The sequence below is a fragment of the Pseudomonas sp. NPDC087336 genome (assembly GCF_044744285.1).
In the GTDB taxonomy this organism is placed as follows: domain Bacteria; phylum Pseudomonadota; class Gammaproteobacteria; order Pseudomonadales; family Pseudomonadaceae; genus Aquipseudomonas.
This window is the reverse complement of sequence record NZ_JBIUYA010000003.1, coordinates 199,006-220,282: the sequence shown is the minus strand read 5'-3', so window position 1 is coordinate 220,282 and position 21,277 is coordinate 199,006. Positions and strand designations below refer to the sequence as shown.

General features: G+C 53.6%; 12 protein-coding genes. 7 read left to right on the top strand and 5 right to left on the bottom strand.

All coding sequences use genetic code 11. The features are described from left to right. Positions 1-84: 84 nt before the first annotated feature. A complete protein-coding gene (locus tag ACIO0C_RS04510) occupies positions 85-1,077 on the bottom strand; it encodes a diaminopimelate epimerase (protein ID WP_401308390.1) in 993 nt (330 codons plus the stop codon). 166 nt (positions 1,078-1,243) lie between these two features. Here ACIO0C_RS04510 and ACIO0C_RS04505 point away from each other — a divergent pair, with 166 nt between their 5' ends. After that, the gene (locus ACIO0C_RS04505; RefSeq protein WP_401308388.1) at positions 1,244-2,395 is read left to right on the top strand and encodes an MFS transporter; all 1,152 of its coding nucleotides are present in this window, start codon (positions 1,244-1,246) and stop codon (positions 2,393-2,395) included. A gap of 50 nt (positions 2,396-2,445) precedes the next feature. On the opposite strand, the gene ACIO0C_RS04500 is transcribed toward ACIO0C_RS04505, so the two are convergent. The 3 genes from ACIO0C_RS04500 to ACIO0C_RS04490 all read right to left on the bottom strand — a co-directional run bounded on the left by ACIO0C_RS04500 (position 2,446) and on the right by ACIO0C_RS04490 (position 6,492). Next, a complete protein-coding gene (locus ACIO0C_RS04500) occupies positions 2,446-4,869 on the bottom strand; it encodes a TonB-dependent siderophore receptor (RefSeq protein WP_401308385.1) in 2,424 nt (807 codons plus the stop codon). Positions 4,870-4,967: 98 nt separating this feature from the next. Next, on the bottom strand, positions 4,968-5,951 hold the full coding sequence (locus tag ACIO0C_RS04495; RefSeq protein ID WP_401308383.1) for a FecR family protein: 984 nt from the start codon (positions 5,949-5,951) through the stop codon (positions 4,968-4,970). A gap of 40 nt (positions 5,952-5,991) precedes the next feature. Then, the gene (locus ACIO0C_RS04490) at positions 5,992-6,492 is read right to left on the bottom strand and encodes a sigma-70 family RNA polymerase sigma factor (protein WP_401308380.1); all 501 of its coding nucleotides are present in this window, start codon (positions 6,490-6,492) and stop codon (positions 5,992-5,994) included. 945 nt (positions 6,493-7,437) lie between these two features. On the opposite strand from ACIO0C_RS04490, the gene ACIO0C_RS04485 reads away from it, so the two are divergent. The 6 genes from ACIO0C_RS04485 (at position 7,438) to ACIO0C_RS04460 (ending at position 17,617) form a co-directional block, all read left to right on the top strand. Then, positions 7,438-8,076 (top strand): TnsA endonuclease N-terminal domain-containing protein, encoded by a 639-nt coding sequence (locus ACIO0C_RS04485; protein WP_401308377.1) that lies wholly within the window; start codon positions 7,438-7,440, stop codon positions 8,074-8,076. Further along, complete coding sequence (locus ACIO0C_RS04480) at positions 8,057-10,009, top strand: Mu transposase C-terminal domain-containing protein (protein ID WP_401308374.1); 1,953 nt, start codon at positions 8,057-8,059, stop codon at positions 10,007-10,009. Before ACIO0C_RS04485 ends, ACIO0C_RS04480 begins: the two co-directional genes overlap by 20 nt. A 1-nt stretch (position 10,010) precedes the next feature. Beyond that, entirely contained in the window at positions 10,011-10,946 is a 936-nt protein-coding gene (locus ACIO0C_RS04475) for a TniB family NTP-binding protein (RefSeq protein ID WP_401308371.1), read from the top strand. Positions 10,947-10,959: 13 nt separating this feature from the next. Then, a complete protein-coding gene (locus tag ACIO0C_RS04470) occupies positions 10,960-12,024 on the top strand; it encodes a TniQ family protein (RefSeq protein WP_401308368.1) in 1,065 nt (354 codons plus the stop codon). Positions 12,025-12,445: 421 nt separating this feature from the next. Further along, complete coding sequence (locus tag ACIO0C_RS04465; protein WP_401308365.1) at positions 12,446-13,528, top strand: hypothetical protein; 1,083 nt, start codon at positions 12,446-12,448, stop codon at positions 13,526-13,528. A gap of 495 nt (positions 13,529-14,023) precedes the next feature. Continuing rightward, positions 14,024-17,617, top strand: coding sequence for a tetratricopeptide repeat protein (locus ACIO0C_RS04460; RefSeq protein WP_401308362.1), 3,594 nt, complete (start codon positions 14,024-14,026; stop codon positions 17,615-17,617). Between the two features lie 375 nt (positions 17,618-17,992). Here ACIO0C_RS04460 and ACIO0C_RS04455 read toward each other — a convergent pair whose 3' ends face one another. Continuing rightward, on the bottom strand, positions 17,993-20,920 hold the full coding sequence (locus tag ACIO0C_RS04455) for an AAA family ATPase (protein ID WP_401308359.1): 2,928 nt from the start codon (positions 20,918-20,920) through the stop codon (positions 17,993-17,995). Between the last annotated feature and the right edge of the window lie 357 nt (positions 20,921-21,277).

Here is a 21,277-nt window from a genome sequence, read left to right as displayed (position 1 = left end):
TGTCGCCTTCGCGGGCAAGCCTCGCTCCTACAAGGTTACGCAAACTCTGTGGGAGCGGGCTTGCCCGCGATAGCGATCCGACCATCAACCCACCAATCGAGCCGTACCGAACAAGCTGACCCGACTCAGCTCCCCCTGCTCTTCTTCCAGCAAAATCGGCGCCGTACCACCGGGCATTGTCACCTTCACCTCGCCGGCACTCACCCAACCTACCCGCCACGCCGCACACGCCACCGCCGACGCACTCGTCCCCGAGGACGCCGTAGGACCTTCGCCGCGCTCGAACACCCGCGCGACGACATGACCTTCGGACTCACGCATCGCCCATTGCAGATTAATCCCTGCCGGACAGGGTTTACCCGCACCGGCAGGCATCGCGTAGGCGATCCGCATCAGCCCCTCGGCCAATGGCGATTGCCGCATCTGCTCATTGCCCGGCAAGGCCTCAACACTGTCCACCAGTGTCACGCAATGCGGATTGCCGACCCGGGCGAATTGACTGCGCGACCAGGCACCATTGATTGCCGATAGTTGCCGCACGAGGCTGAGCTCACGGCCGTTCAACTGCATAGCTTCAACGCCAACGGCACTGACCGCCGACGGCCCGAAGCCAGGCTGGCCCAGGTCGAGCCAGAAACCCTGCACGCCCTCGACTTGCGCGGTTTTCACCGACGTCTGCCCCGGTGAGGGAATGTCGGATTTGTCGTGATGCACCCTGAGTACACAGGCTTCGTCGCTCGGAAATAGTCCCTGATCGCTCAACGCCTGGGAAAAAATCGTCAGCCCATTGCCGCTGCGCTCGGCCAGGGTGCCATCGGTGTTGACGATCAACAGGTCAAAGGGCGGCGATGACTGAAACGGCCCGACCAGCAAACCATCACTGCAATGTTCCTTGCTGCCCGGCGGTTGCGTGCCGGGTGCCCAGGCACAGCACGCTTCGATGGCTGCCGGCGCCCAGGCCTCGCGGGTTTGTGCGGCGCGGTCGGCCTGATCGGGCACGTCGATGCCCTGCTGGTGCAGCGCCTCAGGCGCCACCACCTTATAGATATTGCCCCGTGCATCGTACATCCGCGCCATGGCGCCCTCCCTGTTGGACATCTGGTTCTGTCACAACATATCGCGAAACACGCTCGGGCTGTGCAAGGATGTCAGACTGTGGGCGTGCCAGATCGCGGACGCTGAACGAACCCTCGGGGCCAGATCACTGTCCCTTGCAGACGCGACGTTTTTTCCAAGGATTGATATGACCAACCTCAACACCCAGACCTCATTCGTGCCAGGGCGCATGGAACAGATGTCCACGCGCATCGCCTTTTTCATCGCCGGGTTCGGCATCGCCGCATGGGCGCCGCTGGTGCCCTATGCCAAGGCTCGGGCCGGGCTGGATGAAGGCACCCTGGGTTTATTGCTGTTGTGCCTGGGCGTGGGCTCGATACTGGCGATGCCCATGGCCGGTATCCTGGCCACGCGCTTCGGTTGCCGCAAGGTGGCCGCCGGTGGCACTTTGTTGATCTGTGCGGCGCTGCCGCTGCTGGCCACGGTATCGTCGATTCCGGCCTTGATTGGTGCATTGTTCATGTTCGGCGCAGGCCTCGGCACCGTGGACTCGACGGTGAACCTGCAGGCGGTGATCGTCGAACGCGCCAGCGGCAAAAACATGATGTCGGGGTTTCACGGGTTGTTCAGCCTGGGCGGAATCGTCGGCGCGGCGGGCGTCAGTGCGTTGCTGGGCCTGGGGCTTGCGCCGTTGGGGGCGATGCTGGTGGTCATTGTGTTGCTGCTGGTTGCGCTGCTCAAGGCTGCCCCGCACATGCTGCCCTACGGCAGCGAAAGTTCGGGGCCGGCGTTCGCTGTCCCGCACGGCATCGTGCTGTTTATCGGCGGGATGTGTTTCATCGTGTTCCTCGCCGAAGGTGCCGCCCTGGACTGGAGCGCGGTATTCCTGGCCCAGGAACGCGGCATCGACAAGGCCTATGCCGGATTGGGCTACGCGGCCTTTGCACTGACCATGACGGTGGGTCGGTTGACCGGTGATTCCATCGTGCGTCGTCTGGGCGCGACGCGGGTGATTGTCTTTGGTGGGGTGACGGCTGCGGCCGGCCTGTTCCTGGCCACCTTCGCCCCCAGCTGGGAAGCGTCGCTGGTGGGCTATGCATTGTTGGGCGCCGGATGCTCGAACATTGTGCCGGTGCTGTATACCGCAGTGGGCAAGCAGACCGTGATGCCGCAAAGCATCGCCGTGCCGGCGATCACTACCCTGGGTTACGCGGGGATACTCGCAGGGCCTGCGGTGATCGGATTTGTCGCCCATGCCGCCAGTTTGAGTTTTGCCTTCGGGTTGATGGCGCTGTTGCTGCTGGCGGTGGCGATTGGCGGGAAGGTTTTGAAGGTTTGAACGCTTCGCGGGCAAGTCGGATTGCCCGCGAATGAATTCACCCCGGTCGATCAGAACCCGACGCTGGCCTGCACGAAGAACGTGCGCGGCGTGCCGACGTACATGCCCGCGTTGTTGTCACTGGAGCGGGTGAAGTACTGCTTGTCGAAGATGTTTTTCACCCCGGCCCCCAGCTTCAGATTCGACACCTGCGGACCGAAATCATAGCCGGCGCGCACGTTCCAGGTGACGTAGCCCGGAATGTCGCCGTACTGCCCATCCGCCGTGCCTTCGGTGATGTAGTTGTTGCTGAAGCTGCCGTCAGCGTTCACCGCCACACCCGGGGAGCGCTGTTTGGACTGGGCGAAGGCATCCAGGTTGTAGGTCCAGCGATTGATGTCGTAGCGCAGGCCGGCGGTCGCCACCTGGCGCGAGTAGAACGGCAGGTCCCGACCCTTGAAGTCCGGAATCTCACCTTCATAGACAGCACGGGTGTAGGTGTAGCCGGCGTTCGCGGTCAGGCCGGCGAGACGCGGATCCAGCGCCGCCATGTCGTAGTGCACCGAAGCCTCGATACCGCGGTGCGTGGTGGCGCCGAGGTTGGTCCAGCCCGCATCGTTGCTGATGTATTGCAGCTCTTTATCGAAGTCGATGTAGAACAGCGTCACTTCACCGCCCCACACCTCATCGTTGTAGCGCGTACCGATCTCGTAGGTCTTGGCTTTTTCCGGCTCCAGGCCATTGGCCGTTTCGTCACCCACCCCACCCTGGCCGAGCTGGAAATATTGCAGGGAGCCAAACGAGGTTTCGTAGTTGGCGAACAGTTTCCAGGCATCGGACATGTGATACATCACGCTCAGCGCCGGCAGCGGCTCGTTACTCTCGATGCTGCGGCGTTTTTCCTGCACCGGCTTGCCCGCGGTATCGAGCACCGGGCGGTCATGCCACTCGGTCTGGATATGTTCGAAACGCACACCCGGAGTGACGGTCCAGTTGCCGACGTCAATTTTGTTGTCGACATACACCGCGTGGGCTTCAGTACCACCGGTACGGTCCTGGTACACATGGCCGTCCGCCCCCGGACGCACGACCGGCTCGTTGTTGACCAGCGCCAGGCGGCTGGCTTCTTCGTGCATGCCTTCCTTCAGGTAGCGATAACCGACGCTGACTTCCTGGGTCGTCTGGCCGACGTCGAAGACGTGGGACACACGCGGTTCGATGCCATAGGTGTAGTAGGTACGCGGAAACGAACCCAAGGTTTTCTGGTCGCGAGCGGCGATGTTGCTGCCCCGGAAACTGTCCGAGTAGTAGGTCAGCACTTCGGCCTGGGTGCGGTCATCGAGTTGCCGAATCCACTTGAACGACACGTCCTTGCGGCGGCCGCTGAAGTTGTCGTGGTCACGGTCGGACTGGAACGGATCGGCGTCGTACTGGGCCTGGGTCAGGCCACCGGGCATGTCGGCGCTGGCGTCGTAGTAGTGAAAGTTGAGGCTGAAATCGTCCACATCGGTCGGCGCCCAGTGAGTCTTGAGGATCACGTCGTCGATGTCATTGCCATTGTTGCTTTTGCGATAACCGTTGCCGTTCACCCCGGAATACAACAGCGCCACGCCCATGCCGTTGTCGGCGGTGCCGCCGGCGAACAGCGTATCGATGTGCTTCCAGCCACCGTGCTGGGAGGTTTCCAGCGTGCTGCCGATTTCAGCCGAGGCTTGTTCGGGGATCGCCCGGGTCACGAAGTTGATCACTCCGCCGACGTTCTGTGGCCCATAACGCACGGAGCCGGCGCCGCGTACCACGTCGATGCTGTCGAGGTTGCCGGAGGAAATCGGCGCCATGGACAGCTGTGGCTGGCCATAGGGGGCGAAGGCCGCTGGCACACCATCGATCAATACGGTCGAGCGTGGCGACAGGCGCGAGGTCAGCCCGCGAACGCCGACGTTCAGCGAGATATCACTGCCGCCGGTACCGTTGGCCTCTTGCACTTGCACACCCGGCACGCGCTTCAAGACGTCGCCGACGTTCATCGCGCCTTGCTCGACCATGGCCTCGCGGCGAATCACGGTACGGGCACCGGGGTGGTTCTGCACCACCGCGGCATCGGCATCACCGAGCCAGTCGCCCACCACCTTGATGTCGGTCATGCCCAACTCCAACGGGCCGTTTTCCGCAGAAGCCGGGGCTGGCAGCAGCGTCACCGAGCCTTCATCGATCTGGTATTGCAGGCCGCTGCCTTGCAGCAACTGGCGCAGCGCCTCTTCCGGGGCGATGTTGCCATCCACTGCAGGGGCTTGCTTGCCAGCCACCAGCTCAGGACTGAAAAAAACCTGCAGCGAAGTCTGCTGGCCCAACTGGCTCAGGGCCTGCCCCAAAGGTTGCGCCGGGATGTGGATAGCATCGGCAGCGAATGCCTGGGGCAGCGCCAGGTTGACCGCCAGTGCAAGGGCCAGCGGCAACCAGGGGGAATTGTTGTTTTTAGCGATGGCTTTTTTCACGTCGAACGTAGTCCTGAAGATCGCAAGAGTGTGCGCTTGTTAATGCAAACCAGTTGCAGTTGAACAGGAAGACGATGAACTCGAAAAAAACCTGAATCTTATTTTGAAATTATTTCCTGGCTGCCGTCATCGAGGGTGCGCACGGCCACCGGAAGGATGCTTGGCAAGGCCTTGAGCAACGCGTCGGTGTTGTCGGACTTGAACACGCTGGTCAGGCGCAGATTGCCCACTGCGGCATTGCCGACCTTGAGCGGCTTGTCTCGATAACGCGAGATCTGCTCGGCGACATCGGCCAGGCTGGCGTTGTTGAACACCAGCTTGCCGTTGCGCCAGGCCGTCAGTTCAGCCGGGTTGACCGCGTAGGCAGCCGCGACCTTGCCCTGGGCATCGACCTGGGTGCCCAGCCCGGCGGTGAGGTTGACGAAATCATTGTCGGCCGCCGAGCGCCCTTGCACCTTGACCGTGCCCTGCTCCACCACGACCCGGGTCTCGGCGCTGCCACGGCGCACATCGAAGCGGGTACCGGTGACCGTGACCTTGCCATTTCCGGCTTCAACCACGAACGGCCGACTGCTGTCATGCTGGACGCTGAACATCGCCTCGCCTTCGCTCAGCTCAATGGCGCGACGATTCTTTTCAAACCGCACCTGAATCCGACTGCGGCTGTCCAGATCGACCACCGAACCGTCGGGCAAGGCTACCTGGCGACGTTCGCCCAGGGCTGTGGAAAACTGCGCCGTGTAAGCCGACGGTTGCTTCAAACCGTTGAACAGGCCCAAGCCGACTGCCACCGCCAACACACTGGCAGCCACCGCATAGCGCAACATCGGTCGACGTTTGCTGCGTGACGGCGTTTCTTCACACAACGCCCGCAGACGCGCCGCCGGCACCAGGTCGGCGGCTTTCCACAGGCCCTGGAGTAATTGGAATTCGTTGCGGTGTTGAGGGTGTTCGTCCAACCAGCTTTCGAATTGGCGTTGCGCGTCGACATCGACGGCGGGTTCCTGCAAACGCACAAACCACCGCGCCGCCTCATCGCGAACCGTTGTTTGCCCGCACGCACAATCACGAGTATCCATCATGGAAGTTCCTGTTTGGCTGGGGGTGAGAAAGCGCGGCCGCTCATGGGTACAATCCTTCAAGGCGGTCGCGCAGATGCCGCAGCGTGCGGATCATATACTTTTCCACCATGTTCTTGGACAGACCCAGGCGTTCGGCGATCTCAGCCTGGGTCAGGCCTTCGATTTTCTGCCAGACAAACACCTTGCGGCAGTTGACCGGCAGCTCGGTGAGCGCCCGTTCGATGGAATCAGCCAACTGGATCGCTTGCATGTAATGCTCCGGGTCGCCGGACGACGACGCACTTTCATCGATCGCCTCCGACTCCATGGCGCCCCGCCGATCCTCACGTCGATAACCGTCCACCGCGATGTTGCGCGCGGTCTGGTGCAGATAGGCCCGCGGTTGCTGCACCGCCGCCGAATCCGACTCGAGCACCCGCACGAACGTGTCGTGGGCCAGGTCCTCGGCCTGCTGACGGTTTCTCAGGCGACGGGTCCAGGTGCCAACCAACTCTTCGTAGTGCTCGAAAAAGCCGTGTCTGCGGGGCAGCTTGGGGGTCATTGCGGTGTGCTGTGGAGACGAGGACGTGAATAGTAATGCTTCCTATTAACTCAAGGCAACGGTTTGCGGCCGAGCGGCCAATGTAGGCTTTCAAAAAAAATGAGGAAAATGGCAATTAAATGATCCACTTGTTTTCATTAACCGACTGTTTTTGTTGGATATTTTAGATCTGACTGATGCTGGAAATCATGCGAACGCCCTCTCCTACCCGCTGTCGATAGGGAAGGTTTAGCACAGCTCAACATCTACTAAATATCTCGCTGCGGTGTAACGCGAAACCTAAATTAATAGCAACTACGTATACGTAATGCACACTATGCAGTGCGCACTACACATTGCACATTCACTTCTTGAAAAAAACAATAACAAATAGAAAACACGTACTTATAAAAACTCTTAGAAAAAAACAAAAATCAACCGCCTACTAAGAAAGTAATTGCCAGCGGGTTTTTTGTTGTCATAAGATCTGCCCCTATCGGCGCGCCGACCTACTTTGGCGCGCCGATAGTTATAGTTGCATGTTACGACCGAGAGTGAATATACATACGCGTTATCGCACCTAAGATGAGGTGCATTGATTTATTACTACGTGTGAAGAATTGTTGATGCGAGACTCTAGCTTCGCTGGAGGCTGCAAAACCGTTCGTCATCTAAACGAAAAAAGCCAGAAATGAGCTTTAGACTCACTGCCTGGCTTTAAAAGAAAAAGGAGGTTCCAGAATGTAAAACGCGGCCAACCTTGAGGGGTTAAGACCGCGACGAAAACAAAAGCAACTACAGATGTGGTGTCAGTAGTTTCTTCCATTTTTTCGTCGCCTGTCAACCCCCTCCCATAACTTCGATTTCAGCGAGGCCACTCGACGGGAAAGTGTTGCCCATCGAAAGCCTCCAATCCAATGCACCTGTCGAGCGTTGTACATTCGCTCGCTCGTGAGGGAGTTGCAGATGCCAGTACGAAAAGTCGTAACACGAAGATCCAATCACTTCAGGGGATATCACCCATCCCGCAAGAATGGGATTCCTATTGCCTGGGAGTCTCAACTGGAAGCTAGTTTCCTGCGGCTGCTAGAGCTTTCCCCGGATGTCCTTACATACGAAGTCCAACCGTCATTGGAGGTGCTGCCCGTAGGAAGCGTGGAAACAAAATACATACCGGACGTATGCGTCAACTTTATAGACGGCACAACCGGATGGTTTGAAGTCAAACCATCCATGCGCCTCCTAAACCATAAGGTGACACTGAAACTACAAGCGGTAAATGATCACTTCGAACGTTCCGAGCGCGTATTTCATATCGCTACAGAAAAATTGATTCTTGCAACGCCCATGGCGGATAACCTTTTAACTCTGATGTACCACCGCCGTGGAGAGGATGTGACCGAGACGTACGAAGAACACCTCAACCTCAAATTCGAACGCTTCTCCCCGGAAACAATCGCTGACTTGATAGCAATCTTAGGTCCGCAAGAAGCATGGCGATTATTAGGTCTGGGCTATATCGGGATAGATCTGCGAAACCCCATTTCTGAATCAGCACTGATTTTCCTGACCGGAGGCCATCGCCATGAAAACTTTTTCGCTTAAACCATCCCTGGTAGTAAATTACGAAAATCGAATCATGCGTTTCATGGGGAAAAGCATAAATCATAAGCTGCTATTCAAAGATGAGTATGGAGAATCCATAACGCTCTCAGAGAGTGAGTTCTACTCTCTATTTGATGCACGAAAGATCACAATCGACGAAAACCAGCCGCATTTAGGGGTAACTCCATTTGTCCGAAATGTAGCGCCTGACCTAACATGCTTTCCAAAAAAACATCAGGTAGTGGCAGTGCGACGTAAACGCTATCTCGATGCATTAAAAGCTAGATGTGACAAATTTCCGAACAGGAAGACTCTAAACAAACTCCTCCCAGAGATTGCCAAGGAGCTTGCCGATGAGAAAAAAGTGCCTTCTGCAATTACAGTCAGGCGTTGGTATTACAAAGGACTCAACAATAGTATTGTTGCTTTGATCCCGCAGCATGCCAAAAAAGGCAGAGCGACTGTTTTTACTCCAGAACTGGAAGACTTGCTTCTTGACGTCCTGAACACAACGTATTTTAAGCCAGAAGCAATTCCAGTAAAACAAGTCTACGAAGAGTTCATTCGCCGTACCCGTGAATACAATAGTGACAAACTACCATCTCGGCAGTTGAAATACATTTCTGAATCTACCGTACGACGCTACATAAAAAGTCTGGACCCGTTTGAGGTAGAGATCAATAAAAATGGAAGACACGCTGCTGAGAAAAAATTCTCGAAATCGGTTGGGCAGCTTACCGTAAACAACATTCTTGATCGCTGGGAAATTGATCACACGCCACTCGATGTAATGATCGTAGACCCAGTCACGGGTAACGTGATCGGACGCCCCTTTCTCACAGTCGTGTTAGATCGTTATAGTAGAATGGTAATGGCATACTGGATTCACTTTTCTGCGCCAAATACTGAAAGTGTTCTGCGTGTAATAGAACGAGCCATCAGCCCGAAGACCACTTGGCTTGCTAAATATCCAAAAGTCATCAATGAATGGCCCGCGCGTGGTCTCCCCTTGCGTATTGTTCCTGATAACGCCGCGGAATTTCACGCGGACAACCTGATCACCGCCTTTACTGAGATGGGCATCGAAATAATGTTCCCGCGCTCTCGGGGACCTCAAATGAAAGGCGCTGTGGAGCGCTTTTTCAGAACGTTGAACATGGGGCTTATTCACACACTACCTGGTACAACTTTTTCAAACGTCAAAGATCGAGGTGATTACAAGCCTGAGAAGCACGCGTGTTTGACGATGAAATCGCTTGAGTCCGCGCTGGTTAAATGGATCGTCGATATCTATCACCAATCACCACACAAAGGACTTGCCTCGAAGACACCTATGGCAGTCTGGAAAGCCATGGAGCCTTCTCGCGTCATACAAATGCCATCAGATCTCGATGCCCTAGAGACCGCCCTGTCGCATAGGAAATTTGTGACTGTTCAGCCATATGGCATCCAGCTATCCAACAACTTCTATCACTCAGATGAGCTCGCAAGCTTGCGATTGAAGCTGGCTAAAGAACAAAAAGTTCAGATGAGATACCGAGATGAGATGGGCCATATTTGGGTGCACGATCCTTTTCGAAACATATTTTTTGAAGTCCCAGCAAAAGACAAGCGTCTTATCGGCACGAGCCGCGACATATATAAGGACGCAGTAAAAAAAGCCAAATCCGAAAATGCAAAATTGGTAGATAGAGAAGCTATTCAAGAAGCATATCACCAAATTCGTGAGGGGATAGATGAAGCCCGTCGTTCCAACAAGCAAACTGTTCGACGCGAAGCGGCAAAACAGCAAGCTGTTATTGACGAACGCTCTGCGAACAAGGTTTCGCTGAAGGTGGCACGAAATTCATTTAAACCACCTTTATTGGAAAGTAATAACGAAGAATCACCTTCAATGTTTCCAGTGCATTCCTTTTCTGCGGCGGAGGTTTAAGATGAACATACCGACAGACCCCAAACAAATTCAAGATCTAAGCAATCACTTTATAACCACTCCCCAAATCGAGCGGAGCACTACTCGTGTTCATGAGGTGATCGACGATACAAAAATATCCGGAAAGGCTAAAGGCTTGCTCATTTGCGGCCCTAGCGGGGCTGGCAAAAGCACAATGATCAAAAAGCTCATGAGCGACCGCCGAAAAGATGTCACCGACGGCCACAACTACAAAACCATGTATATGACCATCCCAGCAAAACCAACCACCAAGTCCATGGGCGAGGCGTTTTTGGATGGAATGAATGATCCTTTTGCACGCAAGCACGGTCACTCATCAGAGTACAAGTTACTTCGAATTACTCGCTTACTCAAAGACCTTGGGACTGAGCTTTTGATTTTTGACGAAATGCAACACATTGTAGAGCATCACCGTAAAACGACAGAAGCCAGCAACTGGATCAAGTACCTAATGGATCATACGGGACTTGCCGTGGTTCTTATCGGCATGTGGACAACTCAAGAAATCCTAGACAATGATCATCAATTGCGCAGGAGATTTTCTGCCACTGTTGACTTCCATAGATTCAAGATCATCAAAACCCCCTCAGATAATTTTTTGATACTGATCAAAACACTTGAAAGCCTGCTTAAGGTTAAAGCGATCAGCCTAACAACCGACGAAATGTTGCAGCGACTTTATTACGCGTCTTACGGCCTAATAGACTACCTGGTAAAGATACTTAATCGCGCTGTTTGGATTGTAGTCAAAAAAAACTTGGAAGGTATCACCTTAGAGGTTCTGTCCCAAGCCTTTACGGACGAAGTTTGGGGCGATGTAAAAGACAACAGGAATCCATTTTCCCAGCAATTCAATTTCCGCTCACTGGTTGATCACCGCGAGCCATTTCATGATTTTGACTTCAACGAACAATAATAGGAACCCTACAATGAATTATCAGAAATTTGAATTCGTTGACCACCAGTTGGCCATGTTAACTGAAGAAAAAGAAGCACGTCTGCTCGCGGCAAAATACAGAATGCGGGCGGAACATGAGCACCTTACAGTTCCAACTGTAAACCTGCTGATTAAAACCGAACTTTCGCCTTGGGAAAGCCTGGAGAGTATTTTTTTCCGGGCCTCTGCATTGAACCATCTTTCGGGCATTTCTGCCCTCCAACGCGCACTTATGCTTCCAGACAATGGCATGATGTCAATCAAACGCCACCTACAGCTAAGCGTAGCGCTTGGTCATGAACTGAGGACACTATCGCCCGCGATTCCCACACTGATGAGTAAATCGACGCTTAGACTATACGGGAATTTACTACCAACCAAACAAGTCGCACTCACCTCCTACCGAGTGTGCCCTCGTTGCCTGGAAGAAACGGGTTACGGAAGGTCCTATTGGTCGCTGGCATCATTTACGGTGTGCGAAACCCATAACTGCCGGCTCATCGATAGTTGCCCTATATGTGAGAAAACACTCTCAGGTACTCGTCCCGCTTATGATCGATGCTCCTGTGGCGTCGAGTACTCAAAAATAGATTCAACCAGTTGTTCTGGGCCGTTACATGAGATGAGCATCATCATTGCATCGAAATTCAAAAATCAACAAATCAATAACACTATAAGTTCTTATCCGAATGACGTCCTTTCCATGGGCCTGCCGGACATACTGGAGCTACTCGCTTTTCTAGGCGCCTTATCAGAAAACCCTGGAACAACATACCTCAATTTGAGCCGCAAGGTAGTAAGCCTGAAATACGCACACCGAATCGTTAAGAAGGCGACTGACGCCTTGTTAGACTGGCCTAATGGATTCCACCGGCTACTAGCCTCTGCTCGGAGCTTTAGGTCCTACAACGAGACACAGGCCTCTGTATATAAAAGCATCTCGCATATCACCGGTGTCATGCCTATCGGGTCGCAGCAGAGATGGAGCAACTTTATTCTGTCGGGCATCGAAAGCTTTTTGAGCAGATGCGATGCGTGGGGACGTTCTTCTTTTTAGGAGACATCTAGAGATGTTCGGCCTGTTAGTAAGTCTCTCTGCAACGCCTGGTGAGGGCCTAATGAACTTCCTCAGACGAACCGCTACTGCTAACTATCTAACGTTAACAGATCTTGTGGACCATATCCGGAGTACTTGCGAACCAGAGCTGAACATCTTTCCAACACCACCTTCCCCGTCAACGTGGAGATCAGCGTATGAGCACCTGATCTCTAACACCACCAACAAGACGTGGTCTTGTCTTCAACCAAAATTTTGCACCTCCTGCTTATCTGAGCATGGACAGTTCATGGAGTGCTGGGATTTGACACTGAACACTGTGTGCACCTCACATAAAATTTTGCTTGAGAATCGCTGCCTAAGCTGCGGTAGCCTTTTCAATCTCCAAACGATTGAATCCAAAATGTGTGTTCACTGCGGTATGTCGATTTTGAAAAGTGGTGCTGGGTCCCACTCAGTCTCTCAAGAGGCGCTGTGGTTATGTTGTGAATTTGAAAAACGCCTGATGGGCGTCCGCTCAGACGGCTGCCGCTCCATCGACCAACTGGACACGTTGGACCTACATTGCATAGCAATGTGTTTGGCGGATCTGGGGTGCAACGCAGACAACATCCACGCAAAGAAACGGAACAATCTGCACCATCTAGAAAACGTGTATCAAATGACCTCAATGGCCGGCCGACTCTTGTCGGACTGGCCAGTCTCCTTTCACTCTTACCTGCAAAAACTGGATGCCCGTGTCATCACCTCTAGGAGGAATTCAGCAGCAAGGTTTGTAGACCGATTCAGAGTGAACATCTATGAGAGACTCGCGAGTCCCGCATTTGATTTTGTTCGTTCTGAGCTCGAAAAGCACCACCCACCTCCCAATTGCGCACCTGGCACCATAAAGCATCGTCCCAATGTGCCTTTAGAATTGACCGAAATGATGCCTCTGAAGGCCATATCCAAGGCCACCAACATCAACGTTCAATTGCTGAAAAGGTTGATTGCCGAGGGCGAACTCCACGGATACAGAGGATTTTCTGCATGCGGCAATAGAACAATTGTCGCTGACCTGAAGCAAGCAAGGCGTCTGGCCGCCGCTCTGACCTCCCGGTTGAATGTTATGCAGACTGCCACCCACCTAAAGTTACCCATCAGCACTATTGAGGTGCTGTGCAGGAATGACTTTTTTATCTGCCTGGGAGGCCGACCTGCTGCCGGGCAATCCTGGTGGATTGATGCGACATCTTTCGACATGTCCAACGCTTCAATCAAACGCCAGCGATCCATTGAGAGCACCATCTCGTTGCGAGACATACTCCAGCATCCCTCAATGTCAGAGGACTGCGTAGCAGCCTTATTTCGGGCAATCCAAAAAGGAGTCTTATCCGTTTCAATCATAGGTAAGACGGACATGGGTGTCCTTGGTGAGTGGAGGCTTGGCAACGATGAATGGCACGCTTGGATCAGCATGCGGATGAAGCAGATGGCAAAAAGGCTAGAAATGGTGTCCACTTAACGTGGACACCATTTTTAGCCTTTTAAAACGGACGCCCATGCCAAAAGAACGCCGTTCCTATTCCAAGATCTTCAAGGCCCAAGTTATTGCCGAGTGCGCCCAGCCTCACACCTCAATTGCCAATGTCGCTTTGACCCACAACCTCAATGCCAACTCGCCCATAAATGGATTCGCGTGCATACGCAGAAAACTCTGGCGCTTCAAACTGCCTTCGTTCCAGTCAAAGTATTGCCATCGACAGCGGCGCATCAAGGGCTTGCTGCTATGGTCAGAATCGACGTGCCTTATTCAAAAGGCGTAATCGTTGTGAGTACACATGAGCGGGGAAGGAGCTGCAAACGTTTTTCCAAAAAAATTACGCGCACCCGAGCCTGAGGTACTTGTCTTTTTAGCGTTATTGCCATTCTTCGACGAAACATTGCAGCCCATCTAAAATGGTCTGATGGCTTTCGTTGTGTCTATGCTTTCACTGATTAGATCGGGAGCGTTCAATTTATGGACCCCATCTCTGCCCCTATTTGTTCAGCTCTTGTCCTCACAATCTGTTCCTTTCTGGGGCTACGTGATGAGGAAAAAATTGCAGATGGGTTACGCGGCCTGGCGGGCAACCTAGCTGCCGGGACGATAGACGCTAACGCACGACGCATACTCTCAAAGCTCTCCGACAAAACTAAAGACCCCACCACCGGCTTGCCGTGTAATTTTGAGATCCAGCAAGCCAGCCTTGAAGCATTACGAGGAGCAGGTTTCGCGTTGCTACTCGAGATAGGCCGCCAGATGGAACCACGCAAACCATGGATAGCGAGCATTGTCACCTTCGTGCGCAGCGGCCGATTTGGAAAAGAACCGCTATTGGCGGCGCTTGACCGTCCAGATCTACAATCGCTTGAGGCGATTGAGCGTGCGCTACAGTCGGACAGCTTTGTAACTTGGCACGAGGCGATCAGCCTTACTGAATTCGATATTGCAACTTGCTTCCAAGGGCAGCGTTGCAGCCTGGGGAACGTACTTTTGCAACGGTTCAGGGCGTGGCTGAGGCACCATGTCTGTGACGAGGCCCTATTCTCAAATATAGAATTGCTATTGCTAGATGGGTGGTCAAGTGCTGGGGCTGCTGCTCCAAAACTCAGGTTCGACGATATTTATTGTCTTTTGCTCCGCGAGTCATTCAAGCAAAAGCCAGAAATATTTAACATTCTACTTGCCGATCAGTTTGGCACTCAAGCTCAAATAATACAGACAACCGCCCAACGTACGTTACAGATCCAGGAACTGCTTGCGCCGTTTGTTGCAGATTCTGCGGTACTGCTCAGCGGCTTGGACACCACCATTCAAGAAATACGAGTGGGCCAGTCTGAGCTCTCTAACTTCCATTGTGAGTTGGTAACCGCCCTTGCGATGCTGCGCAACGAAGTTTTGCATGGGGACGTCGAAGCGGTCACACAAATCGAGTCTCTGCAAGGCCATATCGAGCAACTCAGTAACGCCTTCTCCACATGGGAACGGAAACTTTTCGGGCTGCCTCTGGTTCGCCCGATCGTCCCGTCGGTGCAGGCCAAGAATGAAGGCGGATACCTCTGGCTTATCCAGGCCAAATATCGTGCTTTGGATCTGATCGGGCGCGATGCCGATTTGGCATCCCTCTGGCAATGGCTGCACAGTGATGCGCCAATCTCCATACGTCTTGTTACCGGTAGAGCCGGTGCCGGCAAGACTCGAATTGGCTTCGAATTGATCTGGAAATTGGCGCGCGAGCGAGGTGACACTTGGGATGCCGGCCGAATTGAGAGCTTGCAGTTGCGCCGATTGAACGATCACAGCCATCCCCAGGACTGGCAATGGAACAAACCCACGCTGGTCCTTTTGGACTACGCCCGTGCGGGAGGAGATGCTTTAGAGACACTTTTGCGTGAGCTTGCTCGACGGTCCGACGATCAGGGACTACCAAAATTTCGTCTATTGCTGCTGGAGCGAAGTCAAAGTGTCAACGACAACTGGCTCAAGTACCTCAGGGAAATAGAGCATGTCGACGGCGGTCATTGCGTCGGCACCCTGCTTGATCCACCAGATCCTGTTGAGCTAAAAACACTGGACAGCCTGGGTCAACGTCGGGCCCTTTTCGTCGCAGCACTTGCCAAGATATCCACGACTGGTAAACGTATCCAGGTTCCTGAATTGGGAGCAAATAACGATTTCGACCAAATGCTCGCCCGCCCGGACTGGGCTGACCCCCTTGTGCCGGTGATGGCCGCACTAGTAGCGGCAGATCGACAAGAATTAATGGCTGCAATGCATCTGACTCGCATGGATCTAGCAGAAAAAATCGCAAGAACTGAGTCCCAACGACTGCTCAAATTCGGACAGCTTCACGGCCTTAAACACCAAGGAGAACAACGTCTGCTGCTCCATGTAGCTGCTTTAGTCGTACTTTGCGGAGGAGTGACGGCTAAGGAAATTCGGAAGATAGCACGCATAGAAACAGAAACTTTGGCGCTGAACGTGACCGGCGGCCCAGGCCAAGTGGCCTGGGCCATTGCTGAGGCTTGGCCTGATATAGAAACAATAATCGGCAATTTGCAACCGGATCTAGTAGCCGAAGCCTTCGTATTGAATCAGTTTGAAGAACCCAAACATGTCCAGGATGCAAGGGACGCAATGCTTCGCCATGTGGGCGGCCACGAGTACATGATCGCGGCCCTGATTCTCAGGGCATTTCAGAATTTTCAGATGGACCGGCCTAAAGCAGAAGCCCTGAGTTTTTTAGTGTCAGCTTTGATTGGTCAAGGACTCGCTACACGTGAAGAGGCGTTGCTCGCCGCGCTTGACGAGGCCATGCCATTAAATACTGTGGCTCTGAGGCAGAGCGCTTTACGGATCAAAGAAGCCAGACTTGATGCACTTCGCTCAAGGTTTGACGATAGTCATCTCTCGCAATACAACCGACTGGAACTTGCCTACTCGACCTATAGTTTGGCCATCCGCTTGAGTCACGTTGGCGACTATCAGGAAGCCCTTGTGGCAGCCCAGATGGCTGTAGAGAACTTCCGTGCCTTGGCAGCTGAAAACCCCGACCTTTTCAGCTCTGCCTTAGCATCTTCGTTAAACAGCATGGCCAACCGCCTGAGTGAGATAGGTCACCGCGAGGGGGCGGTTACTATGGCCGAGGAGGCGGTGGTGACCTTTCGTGCACTTTTTGCGCAAAACCCTGACTACTTGCACGAACTAGCGAACTCACTCAGCACCTTCGCCAATTGTCTCGGCGAAATGCGTAACTACCAGAGAGCGCTTTCCACGGGAGAGGAGGCGGTGGAGTGCTACCGCATCCTTGTAAAAAAAGATCCCGATACCTATCGGCCGAACCTCACGAACTCGCTCAACAATCTAGCCATACTTTTAAGCGAAGTAGGAAGGTTCCACGATGCGTTCGACCCGGCCAAGGAGGCGATGGAGGGCTACCGCGCCCTGGTAGCGAAATATCCCGACGCCTACCTTCCCGACCTGGCGATGTCGCTCAGCAATTTGTCAATATGCATGTTCGAGTTGGGCGACCGCAAAGCCCGGGGACCAGGCGAGGAGGCGGTGAGGCTCTACCGTACATTGGCGGCACAACACTCCGATGCCTTCCACTCTGCCCTCGCGAGCTCACTCATCAATCTAGCCAACAGCCTGAGCTTAGTGGGCGACTACCACGAGGCGTTTAAAGCAGCCGAGGAAGCTGTGGAGATTTTCGGCGCCCTGGAGTTGAAGCACCCTGGTGTTTTTCTACCCGATCTGGCGAATTCGACCCAAGCTCTGGCCTTCCACTTAATAGCAATGGACAGGCATTATGAGGCGATTTTCTCTCTCAATCAGGCGGTGAAGAGCTACCGCGCCTTGGTGGTTGAAAACCCAAGAGCCTTCCGCCCCAACTTACTAAAAGCGCTCCATAACCTGGCCCTCTGCCATTACGAATTGCGTGAAAGCAAAAAGGCGATCGCTGCGGCCAAGGAGGCAAAAGAAGTCCACAACGATCTAGTGGTAGATACCCCTGATGTTCACTACGACCTCGCAGAGTTCATCAAAAATTTGCAAAAATTTGGACTGTTATGAACTCGGACATAGCGAAGCAGAACTAATGGCCCACGGCGATATCGCCGAAGGCGACCGGTATGATCTCCATTGAGTGAGATTTACACACGGGAATGCATACGCGCCGCCAATCTCCCTTTGAACTTAAAGGAGCCTTCTTGGGCCTCGCTGGCCTTGGTCCAAACAAAGGCGCCCGAGACTCGGGGTAAAAAGTGCGTTTCGGTTAAGGCTGATTGAGTCAGAGCGTGAAGATACTCATCAAAAATCTGTGTTCACGCCATGCGGTTCAATCGTTTTGTCGGTCGCCTTTCCGGAAAAAATCGTGTCAAGATCGAAGCTTCATATGGGTGACCTACCATGAGCCGCTCGCCTCAAACCAGTCGACTTGTCATCTCCCTACCTGGCCGCTCCAGACATTCCTTCCAACGGATAAACGGTACTCAGCCGGATCCCGCTTCGACCATTCCCGTCGAGTTCGAGTATTCGAAGAGGCGGCTGCCGCCCATTTGGTGTTTCTACCAAATCTACACCAGAAAACTTTTCTATTAGGTGTCGAGCCAAAACTCGACTCGACGTGGTGATAACGAGGTTAAGCGTATTACTGCTTTCTAAGACAGTTGCTCGCAAAATGTCGAGCAGGCCGACGCGATTCAAGTCGTCTAAATGGACAATCGGCTCATCAAGAAAGAATGTCCCACCAAGGCTGCGTGCGCGCGCCAGGAATAAAGCAAGTGCAAGGTCCTGTCGCTGCCCTTGGCTAAAATCTTTGCCCGGATCGAGTTGCTGACCACCCGCGTCTGCGAGCCAGTGCAGAAAATCACTATCCGCACCGAGGTTGATCCGGTCAAATACACGATTAGCGTGCATGCGTGCGAAGAGCGGATTTACCACGCGGCTAAGGTCTTGAACCTTTTGACGGCTAATGGTGGTGTAGGCCTCATAGAACACTGCGCGCGCTCGATTTGCGGCATCCAACCGCCCCCTCATTACCCTGGCTTCATCTACTAAAAGCTGAGTTGCTTGCTGAAGCTCTAAAAGACGAGAGCGACGAGATTCTGCAGCCCATGCCGCACGAGCCGCCTCAATGTGTCCTTCAATCAAAGTAAGGCGAATGTTCTCCCTTGAGAGTTCAGACATCAATGTATCAAGTTCTGCGTTCGACCAATCAATATCTGGTGATGCCTGTTGCCATGCCGATTGTATGGAGGCGAGTTCCGCTGATTTTTGCTCTAAAACTAAACGGCACTCCTTTAAACTCTGCTGTAGAGCAGCATATTTTGCACGTAGATCCTCACGATTATTGCTCGCAACCTCGATAGACTTTGCTAGATCAGCAAGCTCGAGTTGTAGTACACGGTTTCTTGCCTCGAAGACAGCCTCCAAGTGTTGGTGGAGGTCAGCGACCCGGAATCCTGAAGTGGGCATCCGAAATTCAGAACCGAAAATTGTGGGAGAAATTCCATCACGGGCTGATAGCAGTGCGGAAATAGCCTCGGCTACATCCAGATGCGTCGCGAGAGATTTGAACTCTTTTTCCGTTGCACCTTTTTCGACACCTAGCCTCTCCAACTCGCGAAGCCGATCAGCATTCGCCAACTGCAGATCAGAGTGTTCTTTTTCCAGCCTTTCTAGATTTTTTTGCTTTTGCAGGGCCACATCGAGTTGGGTTTGTGCGAACTTGGCCGCATCTTCGGCTGCGGCCACTCCAGCCCTGGCCGCCACAACTAAATCTGGCGCGGCCGAAAGAGTTGCATCAATCGCAGATCTTAAATTTTCGGCGTCCTTCCAGTCATGTGAGCAAAGGGGGCATTTGCCCATGTCCACGCCATGGTCATGCCCCAAAAGATCCCTCGCAGCAGCCTGTAAGCGAGCCACAGGGCTCGCTACAGCATCCAGCAGCTTCGCAGCAGCTCTGGCGTTAGAGATGGTCTCAGCAGCTTGTCGCTGCATACGATCCAGCTCTTCACGTGAGGGAGCGCTTGTGCGGGCGGCACCAACCTCAACATCCAACTCATCTAAGCGCTTGGTCTCATATGCGGATCGGGAACTGGACAACTCAAGTGCTTTTAACTCTCGGCGACGTTGTTGCCGTGCATTAGGAGTCCATTGATTTTCCGGATATTTGTGGGAAAGCTCTATTAGGCTTAGAGAAAGATCATCGACAAAACCGCCATCCAAAAGAGTGGCGACGACCATTGCACTGAGATGAGACAGTTGATCCTGAGCTTCCGCAAGTTCTTGCGCCAACAGATAGGTGGATTCGCGCCGAGAACTGAAATCAGTGAGTGCAGTAGCAGCTTGCCTTCCATCCAGTTCAATCTGGGCTAAAGACTGCGCCAAAGCGGCCTCAAGGTTGATACCGTCAGCGACAGCCACTTCTAGGCTGTTCCGAATACTCCATTTTGCCTCGACGCGCTTGGCTGCGTCTAAGCGTGCATCGAATAAGTGTTTGTAACGGCGGTGCAACGCGGTAAGCGAGGCGAGTTGATCGTCGAGGTTGGACTGCTCGACGAACCACTGAGTATCCTCGGGGGCAAAGAGATTCGCGGCAGTATCAGCCTCGAGCCGCGCCGAGCTCAAGTGCGAATCCCCGGCAGTATCATCAGGGCCAAGAGCGAGCTCCAGATCAGCGACCTCCGCTGATCTGGATTCAGTCATATTTGTAAGGTTTCGCAGGCGCCTACTGATTTCAACAATGTATTTTTCACATTGACGTTCAGCATCAAGCAGATGGCGAATTCCTAGCAGGTCCGCGAAGACTTGAGTTCGTCGCTCGATAGTTTCTTCGTCGGTATCGACCAGGGCTGCTAGCGCTTCAGAACTCAAAAAGCGCGTTCCTTTAAGCCACCGCTGTCGTAAATTTATAGCCGTTAACGCGTGTGCTTCGTCGGCCGCGGCTACCGGAGCCAAGAGCGCCAGAAGTTCGTTGGGGCGAAGGATAGCTGCTGCACCTTCATCTGCACCAAATGCTGCAGATGATTGTGACCCATTAACAGCGCGCCGAATGAATTGTTGCGCTCCATCGATATAGAGATTTGCAGCTGCTGAAGTTACAGCGTCATTTTGACTGGGAAACTTCGGGTTCAGGACCAAAGCATCAAAGCCGCTACCTTCCTTCAACCGTTCTACTTGTCCTGTGAGCAGCCATTCAGCAGCCTCGCACATTGTTGTCTTGCCGGTGCCGTTTGGGGCGTATACCACGGTCAATGGCGAGCTGAAATCAAAGCGGACAGCGTCGTTGATTCCGCGAAAATGAGACACATTGAGAGAATTAAGTCTAATTCCGCGCATTCGGCGCCCTCTCATGAAGTAAAACTGTTCCATTGACGCCAAGCGTTGATAGCTCAGCCCAAAGTGCCTGCGCCTCAGAGTCCAGCTCCGGCCATCCCAGTTCGCTACTTGAGGGTGCAGAAGCCTCAGGCAGCCCCAAAACTGTTATGTCGGCTACGCGCTGCCAAAGCCCCGGTTCATGACTTTGGTCTGCAGGCGTCGAAGGCCAAATTATGTGCTTGCGGCATACCTGAGACGACAGCTCCAGTCGGCGAATTTTCTCTCGAGCATCCACCTCAGGAGGCTCCGGCAGGGCAAGCACCAGATAGCCATCTATCAGTCCCCCAAATGAACTTCGTTCTTTTCGGACGAGAACTTCATCAAACCATGCTTGACCTTGCGCCGCTGCAT